This is a genomic window from Marivirga lumbricoides (assembly GCF_014636295.1).
In the GTDB taxonomy this organism is placed as follows: domain Bacteria; phylum Bacteroidota; class Bacteroidia; order Cytophagales; family Cyclobacteriaceae; genus Marivirga; species Marivirga lumbricoides.
Window position 1 is genome coordinate 210,725 of sequence record NZ_BMEC01000004.1, and the last position, 22,070, is coordinate 232,794.

Sequence of the window (22,070 nt, forward strand, 5' to 3'; positions counted from 1 at the left end):
ATTACTTAAAGTTAAAGAAAGGCACGTTATAAGAAAGTGTCAATTGAAGTACGAGGTTGTTGTAATCATTATCAACAGTTTCTCCTGCATTACCAATAGTTCTCGAAAATCTATAAGAAGGGTTAGCATAGGTTGTATGGTTCAGAAAATACTTGGTAGCGCCTAATTTAACTTCTCCATAGTGCTCCCCCAGCTTAATCATTGTACCAACAAATAAATCGAATCCGAAATTATAGTTTCTCCTGAATTCATTCATCTCAATACGATCTATTATGGTGCTGTTTACGGAAGTTGAATTTTCTGACAAATACTCACTGAAAAAGCTGTTCAGGTTATAGCGTCCATTTATTCCATATTCTACAAAAGGCTTCCAGTAATAGTAATTTATTACATTTCTTGCTGAAAATTGAAGATTTATGCCACTATTATTTGAGAGATAGGTAATGTTAACTGTACTTGTATCTTTAAGATTTTTAGTTTCTTCAATGTATTTGAACCTTTGCTTTTGAAAGCCTACTTCTGCTTTTAGCCATAGTTTATCCAACAGAGGAAGAATAAATTGTGCGCCTGTCTGGTAAGAAAATAGCGGCTTATAATTAAAATTTAATGATCCTTCCACTGTTTCTGTAGTATATGTGTTAAGAATTTGTGTAGTATTATAATTTATTCCTGCATTAACCCCAATAAAATAAATGGGATCTGTATCAATTTTTTTATAAAGTGAATATAGTTCCGGGGGATCAACATTTTGGATTACCTGAAAGTCGGTCTTAATGTTTAATAATTTGATGATTGTCTCCCTGGCCTTTTCTAATTGATTGATATTAAGATAGGTTAGGGTGAGTAGTCTGTAAGCATCAACTTTTTCAGCTTTTGAAAAACCACTTTCAAGGCACTTAGTCAATTTACCTGGGATAGCGTACAAATTACCATTATTATAATCAGCTTTTGCCTCGGTCAAATTTTGATCGCAATTCTCCTGAGCAATGGCTATTAAAGCGCTTAATATAAATAATATGGTAAAGAGGTTCTTTTTCATCTTATATTATTCACAAAAACACTTTCTGTCATTATAGGATCGTAATCAATTTCGTCCCCTATATACCTGTCCCATTCTTCTCTGGTAATATCCCTTTTCATTTTTTCTTTTAGGGTTTGCGCCAATAACCTACTTTTTATAGGATAAAGCCTGAAAACCTGATCTTTACAGCCTGCAAATATATAAGATTCATTAAGTAAGGCTATAGCATTAACCCATGAGCCAGACTCACTAATAATCATTGGAAACTCTTCTACATTGTTGAGATTCCAGAGCCTTATGATTCCTTTCTTGCTAGCAGAAATGATTTGATTTTCAGTAACATTAAATGTTAAGTCTGTCATTATTTCACCATCACTACCTCTTAATATTGTTGGCTGCTGTGTTTCTAAATCTTTATTCAATTCATACAAAGTAACTATACCTGAATTATCTCCTGCTGCAATTTTATTGTTTCCTACTGCCAATGAATGAATGTATTTACCATTTGCTTTATTAATTTTTTTAAATAATCTCTTTTCCTGAAGATCCCACAACTCAATTTCCCCTTTATTATTACCAGACACCAACATGTTGTCAGTTAGCATTTCAATATCATAAATTCTACTATCCGTTTTAAGGTGAGGCTTAAGTTTATTGTTGGTGAATTGATAGATAATGCTGTCAGCAGCAGATAGATAAAAATCTGTACTATTAGCTTTAAATACAACATCGAAAGCATATGTTTGAGGTAAAAGATGTTTTTCTATTGTGCGAATCCTGCTTCCTACATGTATTACATAAAAATCCGGTCCATCGGTAAGTGCTACTAATATTTGATTTGCGTCATCTACAAATATTTTCTTTACAAAAACACCGGGCTCATCAAAAATAACCATGCTTCGGGTAGAAACTTTATCCTCTACATCCCATGCGTTAATTCTACCGGAAATGCCTGTTGTATATAAATATTTGCCTTGTACAAATTGCAATGATCTTACATCAGTTGAGTTACTTCTGAAAGCATTAAAGTAATTTGGATCAAAAGCTTTAACCGCATAGAATAGGCCGTTATATATATCATTATTACTGTCATAACCAGCGTTGATTTCATTAAACTTATAGCCGTAGTAGGCCAAAATAGCCTTTAAAGTGTCGTCTTCCTGCTGTTGTTGAGATTTTACTGCCAATTTTTGAGCCAGCTCTCTCATACGGAATGCCTGTGTTACTTTTTGAGACTCTAGCAGCAAATTGTTTTTACGAATGGTTTCTTCACTTGCCTCCTGAGCTTCTAACCTTGCTTTAAGTGCCTCTTCAAAATTCATTTGCGCTTCAAAACGTGCATCTGTGGCAATATTTCTTTCTTCTTGAGCTATAAGGTAGTTATAATCGGCTTGTCTTTTCTCTCTATTGGCTCTATCAGCTTCTTTGTTGGCTTCAACTTTCTGCTGCTGAGCTCTTAACTCATTTTCCTTGGCAATTCGAGCATTTAAAATAGCTTTTTCAGAACTTTCCAATGCTATTTCTTTTTGTCTTTCTGCAATAGTTCGTTGGTTGTAAGCAAAGAATAGCAATATTACAGAAAGAATAGCCGCTGTGCCCAAAACGTAAGCTACTATCCTTGAACGTTTTAATCGCTTTTTTTGTAGAAGCTCTTTCGTTCTGATTTCTCTTACATATGCACTTTCACTTCGGTCCAGAAATGTGATTACAGCTTCAAAGGCATTATCGTATTGCAAGGCCCACTTTAAAGTAGGTTTTGTTTTATTCCTCCATTCTGTGGCAAGCTGTAAATCGGGTGGTCTCCATAGAGTAGTACTTCCTTGCTGGTAGTCATTTGCTGCTTTAGCTAATCTTAAATAAATCTGTGCAGATTCGGACTCTTCCTGCACCCAGTTTCTTAGTCTGTACCATACCCTCATTAAAGCTTCATGGCTTATATCTATAACAGAAGCTGAATGAATAGCAAATTCTTCCCTGGGGGTTAAAAGTGCCCGGCCCTTTATCCTAAACTTATCAATAATTGGAATTAATGTAGCTTCTTCTTCGTCAACAATCTGAGCTATCTGGTGTAGTGGCGTAGGTCTTCTAATCCCATCATTATCACTTCTTTTCTCTGTAATTGTTTTAAAGAGTTTTTCACAGATAAGCTGTTGCTCTTCGTCTAATTCGTAGAAAGCTTCATCAGCATGCCTTGAAAGTGCTTCATTTACGCCACCTATGGCTTCATAATGAATAAAATCAATGGTTTCATCATTAGTTATGTTAGAAAGCTTCCAATAATCCCACGTACGCATAAGTGCATGCTGAAGTACAGGTAGCTGATCGGGTCTGTCGCCCATATCATTTAAGAGGCGCTGAACCAATCTGTTGGAAATTTTCCCTTCCCCAACAGCAACAGGACCTGTTATAACCAGTTTTTTTTGCTCGCGCGTCATTTGTGGTATCAGGTAATGGCTGTCATTTATCTTATTGGTTAGTGCCGGAAACTGCTCACAATCCCCCAGAAAATCTGATCTCATCGAGAGCGCCACATAAATAGGAACCTCTGTTTGCTCAACAGCTTCTAAAATCAGATTTACATAAGCAAGTGACTCATTTAGGTTTTTGACAGATCCTGATTTTCTGAACCTGAAAATTTCTTCAAACTGGTCAAGATAAATTAATAGGTTTTTGCCTTTCAGATATTGATTTAACTTATAAAGCTCTGAAATTCCTTTTGTACTTTTCTTTAATACAGCTTCAAAAAAATGATTATTAATTAAGGATTCAACGTGAGAAAAAGCCTTGTCTTTACTTTTAGATTCAAGATGAACTTTGAAGCCTTTAGCTAAATTTTTAAGTGGATCCAGGCCCGGCTTTGCAGTAATTATTTCCCAGTTATTGCCTGCCTTATTTATAAAACCGGCATATAGGGTAGGTATAACCCCGGAAAACATCAATGATGATTTGCCTGTACCCGAAGAACCTAAAATATTAACAAACCTGTTTTTTTCCAGAATTGAAAGCACCTCATCACTTTGTCCTTCTCTTCCGAAATATAGATAGCTTTCATCTACGCCAAAAGGGCGTAAACCCGGAAAAGGATTGAAAAAAGAATCTAAAGGTGTATTAGTCACTATCTGTTAAATTTCCTTTAAGTAATGTACTATTTCTTTTGGTTCTTTGATTTGTATAATGAAAAAATTTTCTTCAACGTAATTGTTGGGGAGAGAAGTATTATGCCCTAGTATATATTTTCTTTTGATTATTTTTTTTCTATTAAACCCCGGTGCTTTCCTAATTTCAGCAACCATAGATTTTAACCATTCTTGATTCTCATTTAAATGCAAAATAATGAAATAATCAGCATTTTTTAACAAATTGTAATGTTGTTCTCTATATTCTGTAACATTTTCTACATTATTCAGCAAATGAATATGAAATTTATCTTTTAAATCAAAATCCTCGTGAAGCTGACTTACCAGCTCTTTTTCCAATTTTACATCTGATAATATATAAACTGACTCTAAATTTTCCGGTGATTCCTCCTGATTTTGAGGATTACTTAAAAGCTTTTCTTTGAGAATAGATTTAAATTCTTCTATAGGTGATTCTACTGCTTCAATATTTTTATAAGGCTTTAGCTGAACTTTCAATTCATTGTATTTCGCTTTTTTCTCTGGCTTTAGAGCTTCCTGAGGGCTAAACCAAATAAATCTTTTTTGCTCTGCTAGCTTATTGAATGCCTTGTCTCTTGCTTCGTTATTAAGATCAAGGAACTCATCTGGAAAATGTAGTGATACATCACATTTTTTCATAAAGAAAAGTTCTGAATCATCCATGTAATTGGCTTCAATTGAGAAATCTTCGTCAGGGTAAATTTGTGCATTAAATGCTTTCAGTTCCCTTTTTATACTGTTTCTCTCATTAAAATACTCATCACTTTTATTAGAAATAAACACCTTGTGTTCAAATTCTTCTTTGTTTTGTTCAAATATTCTAAAAGTATCATTGATAATGTCAGCCATTATCATCCAATACTTACTATTCTCCTGAAATTCATTCCAGCCTTCATAGGTTTCATACTCTATTTCATTTCTATTATTTATGTCATAAAATCTATAGTAGGTAGGCGTTGATAAGGAAAGAGGCAGTTCTTCAATTTTTACAGGTGCTTTAAAAACTTTCTTTACCTTAAAATTAATATAGGGGATATCAAAATTAAATGAAGTTTCTAAGGTAGTGGCATCCTGGTTGATGTTTGAAGAAAAAACAAAGGCAGGGGAGAGGATATAGATAACTAAGTCAGAGGTATCAAAGTCTTCAGCGGTTATCAGTTCGGTTTCATTTTTATAAACTATTTGTATCTCTGAATTTATTTGGTAATTGAGTGCAGTTTTTAAAATTTTAGCAAAATAATCTACCCATCCTGAATCTTGTCCGGAAGTTGGGATGTTGTCATTTTGAGTGAATTTTATGATAATGCGATATGTATCTTTATATTTCAAAATTTAAAGCCAATTATTAGTATATCATCTGTTTGAGGATAATCTCCTTTCCAATTTTCCATTGTTTCATAAAGTTGGGATTTCTGCTCTAATATAGGTTCATCGTGGATTCTGGCGAGAAGCTCCTTAAAATTGCTTGTAAGGAATTTGAATCCTTTTTCACCTCCAAATTGATCCTGATAACCATCTGAAAAAAGGAAAAAGCTCCTTTTAATATTATCTGAACAGTCGATAACATGGGTTTGGAAATTCCTTTCATCCCCCCTTTGTTGTCCACCAATAGCATGTTTATCTCCTCTAATTCTAATAAGCTCCCCGTTTTCAACATACATTAAAGGGTTTTTGGCTCCTGCAAATTCAATCTGCCGAGTGTTTTTATTGATAGTTACAAGCGACATATCCATTCCATCATTCACTTGGGTTTCATTTTGCCTTAAGTTGCTGATGATATCTGCATTTAACTCATTTAAAATATCTCCTGGCTTATAAATTTTTTTAAGTTTCGTTATGTTGTTCAATAAATTTATACCTACCACACTAACAATTGCTCCCGGTACACCATGGCCTGTGCAATCTACAGCTGCAAGAATTAGAAGTTCTTCTCCTTTTTCATTGAATACTTTGTTAAACCAATAAAAATCACCACTTACAACATCCCTCGGCATAAAGTAAACAAAGCTCTCATCAATGGCTTTTTTAATTTCCACTTCAGTGCTCATAAGAGCATTCTGGATTCTCTGTGCATAGTTTATACTTGCTTTCAGCTTGCTACTTGTTTCTTCTAATAAATCTTTCTGTTTTTTAATTTGCTCATTTGTTAGAGAAAGCTCGTATTTTTGAGATTCTATCTGTTTGTTTTTCTTCTCAAGTTCACTTTTTTGGGAAGTGATCAAGTCATTCAACTGCTTTAATCTTTCAGACTTTAATATTTGCAAATGAGATTTTCGTTCAAGGTCTTCCAGTTCCTTATCTAATTTTTCATGAAGCTCTTTAGTTCTGCTATCTTTATAATTATTAATTGTTCGGAAGCCTATGAACCCCAATAGTATAACTGACAAAAATGCTGTGACATAAAACCAACCTCTTTGCCAGAATGGAGGATTAACAGTTATCTTAACCTTTTCAACCTTGTTGCTTCTTAAACCTGCTGCTGACACTGCCTGGATTTCTATCGTATTAGTTCCGGCTTTCAAATTTGATAAAATAATGCTACCCTCTTCATTGAGCTTTTTCCACTCATTACCCTCATTTATATTTCTGTATTCAACAAATGATTTTCTTGAAGGGGAGTGAGTAATTAAAAGAGTACTAATCCAAATTTCATTTTTGGAACTAAGATTTAAATTTTCGCTAAGCAGGTTTATCGTGTCTAATGGCGAACCGAAGTCATCATAAACCAGTGCTCGGGCTTTATCTATCATAATTCCTGGTGCTACAAATAAAGGATTATCCAGCAGAGGGTTGTATATGGTGATTTTTTCCTGACTATTAAACCAAATTTGCTCATTTTCTAATTCAATAGTATTAGAAAAATAGCTGCTGGCAATATGGTGATGCTCACCATAAAATTTAACTTCACCTGTAATTAATTTATTACCTTCCTTAGCTAATCGAATTTTAATGATAGCATTGCTGGCAGATAGCCAGAGGTTAAAATTGCTATCTTCATAAATATTAAAAATTAAAGAATTATTCAATTCTTTATCAAGGTTATTGTTTAAAGGTATCACCTGTCCATTTTTCTGTAATAGCTTTATATTGGTATCAGAGAAATACCATAAACCTAAGGATGATGATCTCAGGTTTTCTACTTGAAGAGTGTCAGCTAATTTAATCGCTGTTGGTTTAAGGGTAGCACTACTATCTACTACACTCACCTCGTTATTCTCATGAACTATGTAAACGTTGTTTTTAGAAGAGATAAGTGTTTTTACATGACTTTCCAGCGGGAAATTTTTAGAAATATTAAGATCTTTATCTAAGAGATGTAATCTTTTTTCTTTATCTAAAGCCAGAAATCCATTTCCATTGAGGTAGGTGAAATGTTGAAAATCAATACTTATAGTAGTTCTTTTAGCAGTATTATCTTTGCTATTCCATCGGTATAAATATTTATTGTTAATGATTATAAACCATTGATTGTCTGCATAAAATGATGAAGCACTTCTGATTTTATCACTTAAATTAAATCGATAGATAGTAGGAGTGAAGCTTAAACTATATTCTACAAATTCCCCCTGTTTTATTAAAAGAGCTGAGTTTTCTTTATTAAATAAAGCAAGTACATTTTGTTGATTTAATTGCAAAAACGGCTGGTTTTGCATAACCTTTGAAAGCCCGTTTCTACCCATTAGCCAAATATTTCCTTCAGCATCTTTTTGAATTTTATTAACATTATAAGGTTTAAGGCCATTGGCATTACTAATCTCATTAAGAAAGATACCATCAAATTGAAAAATTTTATTGTTCGCAGTGGCTATCCAGATGTTTCCTAAATCTGAATAAAAGAAATTTTTCGCCACATCATTTTTTAGGTCTACTCTTCTTACTACTACATTTTGATCATATAAATAAACTGCACTTTTATCGAGTATGAGAAGGGTGCTGTCATTTATTTGCTTCAAACTTTTTACATCAATAAATGAACCGTAACTGTCAGCCACTTCACCATTTTTAATAGTGTAAAGTCCTTTTTTTGTTCCAACTGTAATATCATTCTCACCAATAGAAAATGCTTGTAGTAAGTCGGAATCATTTTTATAAATTGTATGGAGGCTATTCTTCTCAATATTAAAACCATATAACTCTTTGCCCGATATAAAGTAAAGTGATTGATCAACTAGTTGAATCTCACTTACACTTTTCTTGAAAAGAGGAACTAAGGAGTCTTGTTGAATATAGTAGCGATTTATACCTTCATTATCTTGAAGAAGTAAACTTTCATTGTAATAGAATATAGCTTTGATTGAGGTATGGTCTATGTTTTTACTTATAAATAACTGCTTAAAGTTATCACCGTTATGTGTTATTATGCCTTCGTCAGTCGCAAAGTAAAGTACCAGGTTACTATCCTGAGCCATTCCATAAAATTCAGTTTTTCCCAGGCATTCCGCATTAGAGTAATTACTAATATCTAATACCTGAGCATTGCCCATCTTCGGACAACAGAAAGAGAATAAAACTACTATATAAATTAATATATTTTTCAAGCTACTTCTTCTTTGAAATTATTTTCTGAGGGTAATTTGCTATAAAAATCTGATTTTTCCCCTATTCTGTTTAGGATTATATTATGAGAGTCCTTTAAAATATTTAGGAGCACTATTTTTTCAATAATAAGAAACCTTGCAGGTTCATTCAATGAAAAATATACTTTTCCGGATTCATTTTTAATGGGTAGTACTTCAATAATATCTCTTTTAACAAAGCTACTGAAATCCGTACCATTGTCTGAAAATTGGACATGTCCGCTTTCTACCAGCCAAAAGCCAGAAAGATTTTCATCATTTATTGAAACAGTATGTTCTCCCGTACCTAATACTTTTGTTCTGAAAAAAGTCTCAAATGTATTTATCTCATTAATAGACAGCTTTTTTAAATAAGGTACGCTTATAAGAAACTGGACTTTATCATAAAGAAGTAAATTATCTTCTCTTAGGGACCTTGAATTCACAAAATCCACATTGGAACGGACAGCAAAATCCAGTTTTGTGGCTTCAGATTTATCTAACCTGTTAAGGAAAATGGTGTAAAACTCTGGAATATTCTTATATATGCAAATTGCTGCTGTTTCTTTTAGTAACTTGTCTTTATTCAAGAATTCCGCAGCTAATTCAAATGGAATATCTTCGGAATAAAGATATTGTAAAGTATTAATGGCACACGCACGAGTCCAGTTACTGAATCGATCGTAATCCATCTTTAAAAGGTTCCAGATTAAAGACTCCTCATCCATATGTTGTTTTCGAAACTCTATGTTCGGGAATTCTTCTTCCAGCAGCTCTATTAATCTCGGATCCTCAGGTGAAAATAATGCCTTGATCTTAAATAAAAGTGAATAATTATCTTCAAAAATTAAATCAATAAGATGATTGCTAAGGGCATGCCCGTATACATCTGAAGTTGGATAGTATGAGAAAATAGTATCTATTATTTTCTTATTATAGAAAAGCCTTAACAAACTTTTAATCAAATAAAGACTTTCTTTATTTTCACTTTTCAGCGCTTTTTTAAGTTGGTAGAATGTTTCATTCTTCTTTTCAATTTCTGTTAATATGTAGTTATTAATCAACTGGTTGATGATTAGTTCATCCAAAGAAGTATTGAAATATTTCTTTTGATCAATCGTAGGTTTTTGGAGCTGGTGAATCAGTTTTTTTACTGCAATCAATTGAATGTTTTTATTAGGATCATTTATTGCTTTCAGTAGAACTTCCTGTGCTTCCTTTACCTCACTTAGCACCTCAAAACAAGCTTCTACAAAAAATAGATTGGCTTTTCTTTTAGAAAATTCGATCTCCAGATATTTTACAGCTTTAAAGCCAATATTTTTGAGTGCAAATTGAGCCCAGATGCTAAGTGATGGGTCAGACAAATGTTCAATTAAAACGGAAATGAAGTTGATGTCATCACTATAGCCGGCCACTATACTGGCCGATTTCTTTATTGAGTTTCTATTATCATTTAATAACTTAATCACCAGGTTTTTATCTTTGTTGTTGATCTGATTCCTCAATAAACCTTTGATTAATATAATGTCATTAGATTGCTCTACCAGCTCATACTGATTTTTCACGGCTTCAACTTTGAACTTAACTTTCTCCAGGTATTCTATTGTGAGATTAAGCATGTTCTCAGATAAATCGTCAGTTTCATAATCTTCTTTAAACTCTTTTAAAAGTGGCAAAATATCAATTCCTACTATCTGTTTTATAGTATCCAGAATTCTTACCCTTTCTTCAGTATTACAAGAAATGAGATTTTCCTTAATGTTCTTTTCAAATTGATAGGGATTCAATTCATAGAAAACAGGGGGGGTATTATTATAGGCAGTAAAACTCTCTGTTTCTTCTTCACTTATTGATTTAAAAACCCACTCTATTTGAAAAGAATTAAATATAAAATTTAGCAGTCCAATTCCTATTAAGATAAATAGAGGAATCCATAGCAGATACTGTGCTTTGTTAGGAATGTAATCATAAATAATTCCAAAAAGAGCAATGGATAGTATCAGTACATAAGTTTCAATGGAGAAATATTTCTTAAGCGACTTATTTCCAGAGGCAATAACCGCCACTTTTTGATTGGTTATTTTTAAAGTTAACCAACTGTAAAAGCTAATAGGTATGCCCAAAATGAAAGTAATTGAACCAAATAGACCAAAGGAGGTGATTACTTCATTGTATGAAAAATTAATAAATGTTAGAAAAAGGCATATTGAGCTAAAGATAAGTACTACAATGTTGGTAAGATTCTGAAAGAGTCTCACACTTATTTTGGGGCGAACAAACCAGTAGAGATGCTGATATGTATTGTGTTTGTAAATAGTTAAAACAATTAGAGATCCAATAAGAAGAAAGTAAGCTGCTTTATTGGAGAAGAGAATGGATGCACCAAAGAAATATACAGAGGCCAGGCATAAAAAGGTGACTATGCTTAGAAAGGCCTGAACCGTGTATAGTTTAGCTAATTTAGCTGAGTATAAATTGCTGTGCGCCTGCTTGTTCACATTCATTTTTAAAGCTAAACTTAAATATTTATTTATACAAGAAAGCAGTTGTTATCGATTGAAATCTTTTACTTATCGAAAAGGATTTACATCATTTTTCAATTTTATAAGGAAAAGTGGTGATAATAGTTATTATTGTAATTTAATTTTGAACTAACAAGACCTAAACTACTTATGAGTGTATTGGAAATACCTGCCAAAGAAGCGGCACCTTATGTTAAATTTGATGAGGGTAATGCTTTATTAGTAATTAAAGGAAAGTCATATGATGATGATATAGTGATGCTTTTTAGCATGATTAGATCTAAGATAAAAGCTTTTGGAAAAACCTCCCCGTCAAAATTGGATGTGAACATTTTTTTAAAATACTTTAATACCTCTTCTTCAAAATGTTTATTTGATTTACTTTCTGATTTAAAAGATGTGCAGGAATCAGCTGGCCTAGATTTAAAAATGGTATGGAATTTTGTAGAGGGTGATGAGGAAATGGAAGAAGAAATCCTGGATTTCAGAGAGTCCCTAGATATGGATTTCGATATTATTCCTCTGGAAGATAGTTTAGCATAATATTATAAATTTGTTAATAACAGGGAGAGCTGTATCATGCCTCCCTGCTTTTAATTGTCTATTTCAAAAGCTTCAACTCGTCCAAATTATAAATTCCAAAAGCTCTTTTATTGGAAATGCTGCTGTAAATAGATTTGGAAGGAAAGCTTTTTGCACTTTCTTTGCGTGCAAGTGGTGATCCTGCCGTAATATAATTGATAGCCGCATTTAAAAGGAACTCTTCCTGATCTCCTAATTGCTTTACAACTAAATCATTATCTTTTAAAGCTATGTTGGGAATAAAGCCTTTATCATAATCAGAGTTATTTAAACTATTAAATGATTTTGTAATAATAGGCTGCATTCCCCAGGTGTTTTCAGGATTGTCTTCCTCATAAAATGTAGTAGATCCTACATTTTTACCAACTGTAGTGTCCCCAATAATATAAATATCCATAAATGGCAATAGCCCATTAATTAAAAGCTCAGAAGCTGAGGCTGTTCTTGATGATGTAAGCACTGTTAGTTCAGGGCCTTGAAGACTATTTCCTATATTGGCTGCTTTATCTATAAATTTTCTATTAAGAGAAGCGGCTCCTTCCTGATCTATAATTGCCTGCTTCAGGCCTTCATTGTAGTCTCTTTTTACAAAGATATTTTCTGAGCTAATGTTAGCGCCTACCAAACTGGCTAAATTGATAGTAGCAGACTCCGCACCACCACCATTGTATCTTAAATCCAGTATCAGGTGCTGAATACCTTCTCCTTTAAAATTCTGGAAAATTTCATCCATTTCTTGTAGATATTGAGTATTACTGGCGGTGGGGCCGGTAGCAAAGAAATTGTAAACATAATAGCCTATCTTTTTTCCATTCACAGTATAAACTGTGTCTAAATAATTTGGGTTTTCAGCAAATTCAAGTGTAGAAAACTGTTGCTGACCTAAGCTTTCAAATCTATTAGATGTTTCTTTGTAGCGGAATAGTGTCAGTGTATGTGTTTCACTGATAGCATCCAATAGATTAAGGTAATTGTCAATAGTTAAAGGAGTGCCATTTACTTCAGTAAATACATCGCCTCTTTTTAAATTGTTACCACTTGCCGGTGAGCCCTTTTTTACATATGAAATGTGTCCTAGCACACCGTTAGGCCTGTTACTATCTAAATACAGTATAAATTCATAACCTGCTTCTTTGTTAACTCCCTGTAAAGAATTGAGTAATTCAATGAAATTAGGCTGGATCCAGGAAAACCTGTCTTTATCAGAAAGTAAGCTTCTAAAATACTCACCAGGATCTTTACCTGTATTTTGTTTTCCGGGTAGTTCATTATTCCAATAATAGTAGAGACTCATTTCATCATAAATCCAATTATTTACATACTCATTAGAACCACTACCTGTTTCTGAATTAACATCATCCTCTTTGCAGCCAAGGAGATTAATTATTAATAATAAGGTTAAAAGTAATTGAAACTGTTTCATAGTTTAAAAATTTACAAATTACATTAAGAATGAACCTTCTACTGAACTATAAGTTTGCCCTGTTAAATGTACGAATTCATCATCTAACCCAGATTTAAAATAACCGCCTCTTGGACTCAGTTGTTTTGAGATCATTTGTTGTTTGTTTAGCTTTTCAGACCAGTAGGGGACAAGTAAAGCATGAGACGATCCAGTGGCATGATCTTCTAACTGTTGAACATGTGGTACAATTGTTCTGCTTACAAAATCTACCTCATTTGAGGGAGCTGTAACTGCATAGCCGAATGTGTCAATTTTTCTTAATGCAGCAAAATCAGGCTTCATTTCTTTTACTTGCTGTTCGCTTTCTAACACCACTATATGTTTATTATCATTCACCAAATAATGTATTATTTTATTTCCCAGCGCTTCTTCTAAACCTTTAGGAGCTTTCTTTTGCTCTTTGGATGCAATGCTATGAAGTGAGATTTCATATTCTTGTGCACTAACAGATCGTCCGGATATAATTTCAGTACCTGAGATCAGTTTAAATTCCCCTACAGTTTCTGAGCCTTTTGGTGATTGATTGCTAAGAAATGCAATGGAGGCTAATGATCCGTGTCCACACAATCCAATTTCTGCATCTGGTGCGTACCAGCGTACATTATAGACGTCAGGTTTATCTGTAGCCCATAAAAAGCTTGTGGCGGGCTGGTGTAAGTCTTTAGCTATAGCTTGCATTTTTTCCGAAGAAATAGGCTTATCTAACAGCATGACTGCACAAGGATTACCGAGGAAATCCTGCTTTAAGTTGGAAAATGCATTAATTATTGCAAAAGGGAAATGTTTAGGCATATGGTTGTCTTAAAATAATAAACTAATGAGAAAAATAATGACCAAAACTAAAGCAATGAGAGGTATCTTACTTTGCGCTTTTACAGGAAATTCATATTGACAAATAGGACAGGTGCCGGCCTTTTTATCAATCATCATTGCACATGAAGGACATTCTTTCTTCATAAATTTTAAAGCTATTTAAAATGAAACTGTTTTAGTATTAAATGGCATTAAACAGAAGTGATTCTCTAACCTTTCGTGGTTTGTAACTACTGAATTGCTAGTATAACAAATAAATGAAAAAATGATTGCTTTTTATATTTAATTTTAAGAAATTTAATTAGCGATTTAGGAGATAGAGATAGCTCCAAACGCTTATAAGAGGTATATAAATAATTATTACAATTATTTTAACCCCAAAGGCGAGTTTAAGCTCGCCTTTTGGATTTTCCAACTAATTGAATTCCTCTTGATTATTCTTTCCCTTAACAGTAATACCTCTTTTCAATTGGATAATAGTATATTCATTACTGTAAAATTTTAATTTCACTTTAATAAAATCCCTTGACTTAAATACCTCTGTTTAATTAAATCAAAACCTGACTGAAAACCTCTAAAATTATACTAATTTAGCTTCCGTAAATAATCAGGAAAATGAGTGAGAAAATTCAGAGACCCCAAACTTTGGAGGAAGAACTGGCAAACAGTTTAACACATGGAATAGGCGTACTTTTTAGTGTTGTGGCTATTTCTTTGCTTATTACTTTCTCTGTGCTCAATGGAAATGTTTTACACATTATCAGTAGTAGCTTTTTCGGTGGGGCTTTTCTTTTAATGTATACATTTTCAACCTTATATCATGCTATTCAACACTCAAAAACTAAAACACTTTTAAGAATATTTGACCATATAAGTATCTACATTCTTATAGCAGGCACCTACACGCCCTTTTTGCTTATTGGTTTAGGCGGAACAATAGGATGGGTAATGTTTGGGATTGTGTGGTTAATAGCGGTCTTAGGGATCTTCTTCAAGATTTTCTATAAGCATCGCTTCCCCCGAATGTCATTAATATTGTATCTCGGAATGGGTTGGATTGCTGTTTTTATTGCTTTCCCACTATATGAAAATTTACCATCGCATATTTTAGCCCTCCTGTTGGGTGGAGGTTTAAGCTACACTTTAGGAACTATCTTCTATGTGAATAAAAAGATGCTTTACTCACATGCTATATGGCATATATTCGTTCTTATTGGCACTATTACACATTTTATAGCAGTTATGTATCTGGTGTAATTCTGTACTCCAAAACCTATTACAGTTGAAATAACCACACCAGCTTAAATTACTATAGTTGTAATGCTTTATTCTTTGATATCCAATAGTTTTTTAATTGATTCAAACGTTTGGGTTTCTCTTTCATGAATAAGCCCATCTGCCAGGATAACTTCTTGTAAATCATTTACAATTCTGTCCGGGTGGATTGCTGTGTCTTTAAAAGTTAGGTAATTGTGATATATTAAATGATTGATATCACCATCATTTAGAGACTCATAAGCTTCCTGTATATTAACGAATTTACTTCTTAGTTTGTCAAGGTCTTCTATATCAGGAAAGTAATCTTCCATTTTAGAAATAATTACTTCAATTTCAGCTCCTTTAATAGTAAAATCTGAATTAGCAATATGCACAAGAAGAAAAATGATAAATTCCTGATATTGTTTGAATATATGCTGTTTGTCCATGAGTCGTTAATTATTTCGTAAATTTAATTTAATTTACGTTAAGAAAATAAAAAAGGCTTTGTCAATCGACAAAGCCTTGATTTTCTTCTAAGAACAGGGCATTTTACATCATGCCGCCCATTCCGCCCATGCCTCCAGGCATACCACCTGGCATTCCACCACCATTGTCTTCCTCTTCTTCATCAGAAACTACACATTCAGTAGTTAATAATAAACCAGAGATAGAAGCAGCGTTTTCAAGCGCTAAACGGGTTACTTTAGTAGGGTCAATTACACCTGCAGCAAACATGTTTTCAAATTTGTCTTCACGTGCATTGTAACCGTAATCTTCTTTTCCTTCTAAAACTTTGTTGATGATTACTGAAGCTTCGCCACCTGCATTTTCAACAATAGTTCTTAATGGAGATTCAAGCGCTAACCTGATGATGTTAACACCAGTTTTTTGGTCTGCATTTTCAGTCTCCACTTTTTCCAGAACAGATATAGCTCTAAGTAGGGCAATACCACCACCAGCAACTATACCTTCTTGTACAGCAGCTCTTGTAGCGTGCAATGCATCATCTACTCTGTCTTTCTTCTCTTTCATTTCTACTTCAGTAGCAGCACCTATGTAAAGGATTGCCACACCGCCTGAAAGCTTAGCTAATCTTTCTTGTAATTTTTCTTTGTCGTAATCAGATGTAGTATTTTCAATTTGAGATTTAATCTGATTAACTCTTGCTTCGATATCTGCTTTTTTACCACTACCATTAACAATTGTAGTATTGTCTTTATCGATAGTTACTTTTTCAGCTGTACCTAAATAATCTAAAGTAGCGCCATCTAATTTATAGCCTCTTTCTTCAGATATTAATGTACCTCCAGTTAAAACAGCAATGTCTTCTAACATAGCTTTTCTTCTGTCACCAAATCCTGGAGCTTTAACTGCAGCAATTTTTAATGAACCTCTAATTTTGTTCACTACTAAAGTAGCTAAAGCTTCGCCTTCTACTTCTTCAGAGATAATTAATAAAGGCTTTCCTGTTTGAGAAACTGCTTCCAAAATTGGTAACAACTCCTTCATGCTTGAAATCTTCTTATCGTAGATCAAGATGTAAGGGTTATCCAACTCAGCTTCCATTTTCTCAGTGTTAGTAACAAAGTATGGAGACTGGTAACCTCTGTCAAATTGCATACCTTCAACAGTTTTTACTTCAGTTTCAGTACCTCTTGCTTCTTCAACAGTAATTACACCGTCTTTTCCTACTTTATCCATAGCTTCAGAGATCATTTTACCGATTTCTCTGTCATTGTTGGCAGAAATAGTTCCAACTTGCTCTATTTCGTTGCTATTAGATATGTCTTTAGATTGTGTTCTAAGGTTTTCAACTACGGCTTTTACAGCTTTGTCAATTCCTCTTTTCAAATCCATTGGGTTAGCACCTGCAGTCACGTTTTTAATTCCGTGCTTATAGATAGCTTGTGCTAAAACAGTTGCAGTTGTAGTACCATCACCTGCTTCATCAGCAGTTTTAGAAGCTACTTCTTTCACTAATTGAGCACCCATGTTTTCGATAGGATCTTTCAACTCAATTTCTTTGGCTACAGAAACACCATCTTTAGTAACAGTAGGTGCGCCAAATTTTTTATCAATAATTACATTTCTTCCTTTAGGGCCTAATGTAACTTTTACTGCATTAGCCAGTTTGTCAACGCCTTTTCTCAGACCATCTCTGGCTTTCAAGTCGAATGATATGTTTTTTGCCATAATTGTTAAATTTTATGTTTTTAATAAATGGGTTTATACAATCGCGAAGATGTCAGACTCACGCATAATAAGGTATTCTTTACCTTCAACAGTAATCTCAGTACCTGCATATTTACCATATAAAACTGAATCACCAACTTTTACAGTAATTGGCTCATCAGGCTTACCAGTTCCAACAGCTACTACATTACCTCTTTGCGGCTTTTCTTTAGCAGTATCAGGAATAATAATACCTGAAGCTGTTTTTTCTTCTGCTGCAGCAGGCTCTACCAGAACCCGGTCTGCTAGTGGTTTAATGTTTACGTTTGACATTGTGTTATAATTAGTGTTTAAATTCATTTGATGTACTAGGGATAGCATTTTGTATGCCATAGAAAATTGTGTGTCAAAATTGCAGAGTTTTAGGAGAGAATATGACACGTAATATATCCTGTAAAATTGCTAATGCTTTTTTGTCAGTTTGTATTTATATTAGGAGGTGATTTTCGTCGTATTTTGGCATGGATCAGTGGCGTATCAATAATAATGAATTACTGAATTTATCGCTAAAAGCATTTTAAAAACTCATAAAATATGGAGAAACTTGACGATAACTGGATTACAAAAGGCACCCTGGACTTTGAGTACAAAAAGTATATTCTTCTGGCTTATTTGCAACATGTTGAGCAATCATTTGAACAAAAAAAACTTTACCCCAGTTTGGCAGATTTGATTAATCATTATAGAAATGCTTCAAGCTTGAAAGATGGTAAAACAAAGCTTTTTCATTCTTTTCCAAAAAGACTTTCGCGGGTTGATTTAGAAAGCTTTGAGTTGCTTTTTGAAACTGTAATTAAAGATGATGCCGGTAGCCAGCAACTGGAAGAGATTTTAAATTTTTCTTTAGCTGAGATGAAAAGCAAGTTGCATATTGGACAGAATATTTTTGATGCCGTAGAAAAGCAATTATTTATTGAACCGGTAGGAGTGAAGGCCTTAGAGGATAATGAGGGTTTACTCATGATTGACCCTGAATATGATAAGTACTATCATGTTTACAAATATAAAGTTTCAATTTTTGAAACAGCCCACGAAAAGATGAGGGGTTTACAAACTGATTTTATTGCAAGTATTAGAAAATCAATAGGCACTACGCTAGAGCAACTGAAAGTAAAGATTATTAGTAATATGAAATTGGTTTCTAATTATTCAACCTATAGAGTAATTTCTTTGGAAGCTTACCCTTATAATGAAACTTTGCTACCAATTGTGAAAAGGAGATTTTCTTCTTTTCTTGCGGAAAGCGCATAAAAAAGGGGATATGAAAATATCCCCTTTTTTAATATTAATAATGAGTTTTTAATTACTCTACAGAATCAGACTCTTCAGTTGCCTCAATAGTTGGTTGTTCTCCTTCGGTCTCAACACCAACTTCCGGCAATAATTGTTCGTTGTTTTGATCCATACCAGGAAGAATAGATTCATCCTGCACTTTTTCCATGTTAGGGCTTGTATAACCACCTGCACTTCTGTCTGACTTAATAACTATAGAAGAAGTAAGCGATAATACAACCAGGCTGATAGCTAAAACCCAGGTAATTTTCTCTAAAATATCCCCTGTTCTTTTAACACCTACAATTTGGCTGGCACCTGACCCTCCAAACTGACTTGTAAGCCCGCCACCTTTAGAGTTTTGCGCTAAAACAACCAAAACTAAAAGAATGGCTACTAAAATGATAAGGGTAATGATAAATGTTAACATGTATTTATTGTTCTTTTTTTAAATTCTCTATTTGTTCGGCAAAGTACGCCTTTTTTTGTGGAAATTTCCAAATTAATTTCTTGTAAATATCAATTGCTTTCTGGTTGTGCCCCTGTTTGATCATCAATTTTGCCAAAGTTTCTGAAACGACATCTTCTGATAGGTTGGTGCTAGATAAAGATAAGTCTTCAATTACTCTTTTGGCATCAGCATCATTAGTAGTAAATTTCTTACTTATGATGGGCTCATTTTCAATAAAGCTGTTGATTAAAGCAATTTGCTCTTTTTTTCTTTCATCGTCAATGGTCTTCTCCTCTTTCAGCTGAATCTCATCAATAAAACTATGATGGTTTTCGTGATCTGCTACTGCTTTTTTGAGTTTTTTTTTATCCTTCGGAGCTTCAAGCTTCTTTTTTGCCTTAGGTTTAGCCTTGGTTTTAGTAGTCTGCGGTTTGGATTCTTCCAACTTGGCTAATATTCTCCTGTATTGCTCTTTGGATTTTTGAAGAGATTCCATTTCATCAGATAATTCATTGAAGAACGATTGTGGTAAGTGTTCTTCCGTAACACTGATCTGAACCTGAACATCTTCATTTACTTTAACTACAGAAGTTTCAGTATCCTGCACTTTCTCTAAAGCCTGATGATCTTTTTGTTCTACTACGGGGTGTTTAATTATTTCAGTTGACTGTCCGTTGTGACTTGAAAGTAACTGCTTTAAGTGCTTTCTATCCAGTGAATAGATTGCAGCAGTTTGTAAATCACTTTTTTCAGCATACGGGTCAAATTCTTTATCAGCAAGCACTATTAAAGGAGTTAACGCCTGAAAATATGGGTATTCCTTTTTCAAATCCCGTAATGCCTTAGCATCCTCAGCTGTTAGCTGATTGGGGTCTTTAATAAGTGATGTTAGCCTGATTTTGTCCACTGATTCTACTTTGGTTCTATTTTATTCTTTAAAATTACGAAATTTTACCAATTTGCTACAGATGCATTGAAAATATCTATAATTATTTGGTCGGTTATTGTTTCTATTAGCTGATCTTCTACTGCTGTAAGTTGTGTTGTATTAGGGTCAAAATCATCGTAAAAAGAAAAACTTCTGTTTTCAAAATTGAATGCTTCGTCCTTTGTATTTACGTAAGTAACTTTTACAGTAATGGTAAGCCTTTGTACCCCGGCAATATCTGCAACATTATTGTTTCCTGATGAAGTAATGGCTACAGGTTTTACATTATAACCAGTAATGCTTCCTTCAAGTTGTAAGTCTCCTCCATTATCAACAAATTCCAAACTTGTATTTTGTTGATAATAATCTCTGATTTCCTCAGTGAAAGTCTGCTGCAAGCTTGGGGGGCCATTTCCTGCCTCATTATAAAAATATTGGATAGACATTGTTTGTATATCCGGGGAAATGGAAGCTCCTGTAAAAGAATATACTCCGCAACCGCTTGCACTTATTAAGAGAAATAGGCTGAAGAGTAATTTAATTCTGTAAGTCATACTGCTTTATTTTTCTATATAGCGTTCTCTCAGAGATCCCCAAATCCTGTGCCGCATATTTCCTTTTATTGTTATTTTTTGCCAAAGCGCGGTTTATCATCTCTTTTTCCTGCTTTTCTAATGAAAGAGATTCATCCTCAACTTCATGTTCAGCATCCTGTACTTCTTCTAAATCATAGTCATTTCCTGCTTCTTCTTCCTTCTTAGCACTTAAAAGATAAGGGGCATTGCTATCAGATGGGTCGTTTTTAAATTCGTTATGTCTTACCTCAAAAAGTCCTTCGTGGTCCTTAATAAGCTCATCCCCGTAATTTTCATTTTTAAGTACGCTGTGGACTAATTTTTTTAATTCTTCCACATCGTTTCGCATGTCGAAAAGGATTTTATATAAAATGTCCCTTTCGGAAAAATTCTCTTTATCAGAAGATTTGTCACTTTCGCTTCTGTATAAAGCCGGCATCATATTGCCTTCCTGAGGGAAATATTTCATTAATACTTCAGCATTAACCTCTCTTTCTATTTCCAGAAGGGAAATTTGTTCAGCAATATTTTTAAGCTGTCGAATATTTCCGGGGTACCGATAGCTTAAAAGAGCAGATTTAGCATCTTCTGAAAGCTTAATAGGACTCACATTATATCTTTCTGCAAAGTCACTACTGAATTTTCTAAAAAGTAATTCCACATCATTGCCTCTTTCCCGCAGAGGTGGTACAAAAATGGGAACAGTGTTTAAACGATAATAAAGGTCTTCTCTGAATTTTCCTTTTTCTACTGCTTTAATCAGGTTTACATTGGTGGCAGCCACCACTCTTACATCTGTTTTATTTACTTTAGAAGAACCTACACGGATAAATTCTCCATTTTCCAGCACCCTTAACAACCTGGACTGGGTGGGAAGCGGCATTTCACCTATTTCATCCAAAAAAATGGTGCCTCCATCAGTTACTTCGAAATATCCTTTTCTGGATTCGTAAGCACCTGTAAATGATCCCTTTTCATGTCCGAACAATTCAGAGTCAATTGTGCCTTCAGGTATAGCGCCACAGTTGACAGCAATAAATTGGCCATGCTTCCTTACGCTTAATTGATGAATAATTTTCGAAAATGATTCTTTTCCGACCCCGCTTTCACCAGTGATAAGCACAGTCATTTCAGTAGGGGCTACCTGCATAGCCACTTTAATAGCATGGTTCAGTTGAGTGGAATTACCAATAATTCCAAATCTATTTTTGATAGTTTGTATATCCAATGTT

At 33.8% G+C, this 22,070-nt stretch carries 18 protein-coding genes; 3 read left to right on the plus strand and 15 right to left on the minus strand.

Annotation, left to right across the window (positions count from 1 at the left end; genetic code table 11):
* Nucleotide 1: 1 nt before the first annotated feature.
* From IEV85_RS07725 to IEV85_RS07745, 5 genes are read right to left on the minus strand one after another with little or no spacing between them, the layout of a single operon-like run.
* Nucleotides 2-1,039, minus strand: a complete 1,038-nt coding sequence (locus tag IEV85_RS07725) for a porin family protein (protein ID WP_188461934.1) — start codon at nt 1,037-1,039, stop codon at nt 2-4.
* A complete protein-coding gene (locus IEV85_RS07730) occupies nt 1,036-4,137 on the minus strand; it encodes an nSTAND1 domain-containing NTPase (protein WP_188461936.1) in 3,102 nt (1,033 codons plus the stop codon). The genes IEV85_RS07725 and IEV85_RS07730 overlap by 4 nt, the downstream gene beginning before the upstream one ends.
* A 6-nt stretch (nt 4,138-4,143) precedes the next feature.
* On the minus strand, nt 4,144-5,508 hold the full coding sequence (locus IEV85_RS07735) for a hypothetical protein (RefSeq protein ID WP_188461938.1): 1,365 nt from the start codon (nt 5,506-5,508) through the stop codon (nt 4,144-4,146).
* Nucleotides 5,505-8,717 carry a SpoIIE family protein phosphatase gene (locus IEV85_RS07740; protein WP_188461940.1) on the minus strand — a complete coding sequence of 1,071 codons (3,213 nt, stop codon included), beginning with the start codon at nt 8,715-8,717 and terminating at the stop codon, nt 5,505-5,507. The genes IEV85_RS07735 and IEV85_RS07740 overlap by 4 nt, the downstream gene beginning before the upstream one ends.
* The gene (locus IEV85_RS07745) at nt 8,714-11,242 is read right to left on the minus strand and encodes an MFS transporter (protein WP_188461942.1); all 2,529 of its coding nucleotides are present in this window, start codon (nt 11,240-11,242) and stop codon (nt 8,714-8,716) included. Before IEV85_RS07745 ends, IEV85_RS07740 begins: the two co-directional genes overlap by 4 nt.
* Nucleotides 11,243-11,410: 168 nt before the next feature.
* On the opposite strand from IEV85_RS07745, the gene IEV85_RS07750 reads away from it, so the two are divergent.
* Nucleotides 11,411-11,803 carry a SiaC family regulatory phosphoprotein gene (locus IEV85_RS07750; RefSeq protein WP_188461944.1) on the plus strand — a complete coding sequence of 131 codons (393 nt, stop codon included), beginning with the start codon at nt 11,411-11,413 and terminating at the stop codon, nt 11,801-11,803.
* A gap of 58 nt (nt 11,804-11,861) precedes the next feature.
* Here the strand turns inward: IEV85_RS07750 and IEV85_RS07755 are convergent, their stop codons facing one another.
* Genes IEV85_RS07755 through IEV85_RS24830 form a run of 3 tightly spaced genes read right to left on the minus strand, consistent with a single transcriptional unit; the run spans nt 11,862 to nt 14,264 of the window.
* Nucleotides 11,862-13,265 carry a S41 family peptidase gene (locus IEV85_RS07755; protein ID WP_188461946.1) on the minus strand — a complete coding sequence of 468 codons (1,404 nt, stop codon included), beginning with the start codon at nt 13,263-13,265 and terminating at the stop codon, nt 11,862-11,864.
* 18 nt (nt 13,266-13,283) lie between these two features.
* Nucleotides 13,284-14,099, minus strand: a complete 816-nt coding sequence (locus IEV85_RS07760; protein ID WP_188461948.1) for a PhzF family phenazine biosynthesis protein — start codon at nt 14,097-14,099, stop codon at nt 13,284-13,286.
* Nucleotides 14,100-14,108: 9 nt separating this feature from the next.
* Nucleotides 14,109-14,264: a hypothetical protein gene (locus tag IEV85_RS24830; protein WP_229712529.1), complete on the minus strand. Its 156-nt coding sequence runs from the start codon at nt 14,262-14,264 to the stop codon at nt 14,109-14,111.
* A gap of 471 nt (nt 14,265-14,735) precedes the next feature.
* Between IEV85_RS24830 and trhA the strand changes: the two genes are divergently transcribed.
* Nucleotides 14,736-15,377 (plus strand): PAQR family membrane homeostasis protein TrhA, encoded by a 642-nt coding sequence (trhA, locus tag IEV85_RS07765; RefSeq protein ID WP_229712530.1) that lies wholly within the window; start codon nt 14,736-14,738, stop codon nt 15,375-15,377.
* A 68-nt stretch (nt 15,378-15,445) separates the two neighbouring features.
* Here the strand turns inward: trhA and IEV85_RS07770 are convergent, their stop codons facing one another.
* The 3 genes from IEV85_RS07770 to IEV85_RS07780 form a co-directional block, all read right to left on the minus strand.
* Nucleotides 15,446-15,826 carry a TerB family tellurite resistance protein gene (locus IEV85_RS07770; protein WP_188461950.1) on the minus strand — a complete coding sequence of 127 codons (381 nt, stop codon included), beginning with the start codon at nt 15,824-15,826 and terminating at the stop codon, nt 15,446-15,448.
* A gap of 103 nt (nt 15,827-15,929) precedes the next feature.
* On the minus strand, nt 15,930-17,573 hold the full coding sequence (groL, locus tag IEV85_RS07775) for a chaperonin GroEL (RefSeq protein ID WP_188461952.1): 1,644 nt from the start codon (nt 17,571-17,573) through the stop codon (nt 15,930-15,932).
* 33 nt (nt 17,574-17,606) lie between these two features.
* Nucleotides 17,607-17,885 (minus strand): co-chaperone GroES, encoded by a 279-nt coding sequence (locus IEV85_RS07780; protein ID WP_188461955.1) that lies wholly within the window; start codon nt 17,883-17,885, stop codon nt 17,607-17,609.
* Between the two features lie 261 nt (nt 17,886-18,146).
* Here IEV85_RS07780 and IEV85_RS07785 point away from each other — a divergent pair, with 261 nt between their 5' ends.
* On the plus strand, nt 18,147-18,863 hold the full coding sequence (locus IEV85_RS07785) for a hypothetical protein (RefSeq protein ID WP_188461957.1): 717 nt from the start codon (nt 18,147-18,149) through the stop codon (nt 18,861-18,863).
* A gap of 52 nt (nt 18,864-18,915) precedes the next feature.
* Here the strand turns inward: IEV85_RS07785 and secG are convergent, their stop codons facing one another.
* The 4 genes from secG to IEV85_RS07805 are packed head-to-tail and all read right to left on the minus strand — an operon-like array spanning nt 18,916 to nt 22,066.
* Complete coding sequence (gene secG, locus IEV85_RS07790) at nt 18,916-19,314, minus strand: preprotein translocase subunit SecG (protein ID WP_188461959.1); 399 nt, start codon at nt 19,312-19,314, stop codon at nt 18,916-18,918.
* Between the two features lie 4 nt (nt 19,315-19,318).
* Entirely contained in the window at nt 19,319-20,242 is a 924-nt protein-coding gene (locus IEV85_RS07795; protein WP_188461961.1) for a hypothetical protein, read from the minus strand.
* Between the two features lie 44 nt (nt 20,243-20,286).
* Nucleotides 20,287-20,817: an LptE family protein gene (locus IEV85_RS07800; RefSeq protein ID WP_188461963.1), complete on the minus strand. Its 531-nt coding sequence runs from the start codon at nt 20,815-20,817 to the stop codon at nt 20,287-20,289.
* On the minus strand, nt 20,801-22,066 hold the full coding sequence (locus tag IEV85_RS07805) for a sigma-54 interaction domain-containing protein (RefSeq protein WP_229712531.1): 1,266 nt from the start codon (nt 22,064-22,066) through the stop codon (nt 20,801-20,803). Before IEV85_RS07805 ends, IEV85_RS07800 begins: the two co-directional genes overlap by 17 nt.
* Between the last annotated feature and the right edge of the window lie 4 nt (nt 22,067-22,070).

Excerpts from the sequence above, each read along its gene's own strand:
- IEV85_RS07755 (WP_188461946.1), bottom strand. The coding sequence starts at position 13,265 with ATGAAACAGTTTCAATTACTTTTAACCTTATTATTAATAATTAATCTC.
- trhA (WP_229712530.1), top strand. The coding sequence starts at position 14,736 with ATGAGTGAGAAAATTCAGAGACCCCAAACTTTGGAGGAAGAACTGGCA.
- IEV85_RS07800 (WP_188461963.1), bottom strand. The coding sequence starts at position 20,817 with ATGACTTACAGAATTAAATTACTCTTCAGCCTATTTCTCTTAATAAGT.
- IEV85_RS07745 (WP_188461942.1), bottom strand. The coding sequence starts at position 11,242 with ATGAATGTGAACAAGCAGGCGCACAGCAATTTATACTCAGCTAAATTA.
- IEV85_RS07770 (WP_188461950.1), bottom strand. The coding sequence starts at position 15,826 with ATGGACAAACAGCATATATTCAAACAATATCAGGAATTTATCATTTTT.
- IEV85_RS24830 (WP_229712529.1), bottom strand. The coding sequence starts at position 14,264 with ATGAAGAAAGAATGTCCTTCATGTGCAATGATGATTGATAAAAAGGCC.
- IEV85_RS07785 (WP_188461957.1), top strand. The coding sequence starts at position 18,147 with ATGGAGAAACTTGACGATAACTGGATTACAAAAGGCACCCTGGACTTT.
- groL (WP_188461952.1), bottom strand. The coding sequence starts at position 17,573 with ATGGCAAAAAACATATCATTCGACTTGAAAGCCAGAGATGGTCTGAGA.
- IEV85_RS07725 (WP_188461934.1), bottom strand. The coding sequence starts at position 1,039 with ATGAAAAAGAACCTCTTTACCATATTATTTATATTAAGCGCTTTAATA.
- secG (WP_188461959.1), bottom strand. The coding sequence starts at position 19,314 with ATGTTAACATTTATCATTACCCTTATCATTTTAGTAGCCATTCTTTTA.
- IEV85_RS07760 (WP_188461948.1), bottom strand. The coding sequence starts at position 14,099 with ATGCCTAAACATTTCCCTTTTGCAATAATTAATGCATTTTCCAACTTA.
- IEV85_RS07780 (WP_188461955.1), bottom strand. The coding sequence starts at position 17,885 with ATGTCAAACGTAAACATTAAACCACTAGCAGACCGGGTTCTGGTAGAG.
- IEV85_RS07750 (WP_188461944.1), top strand. The coding sequence starts at position 11,411 with ATGAGTGTATTGGAAATACCTGCCAAAGAAGCGGCACCTTATGTTAAA.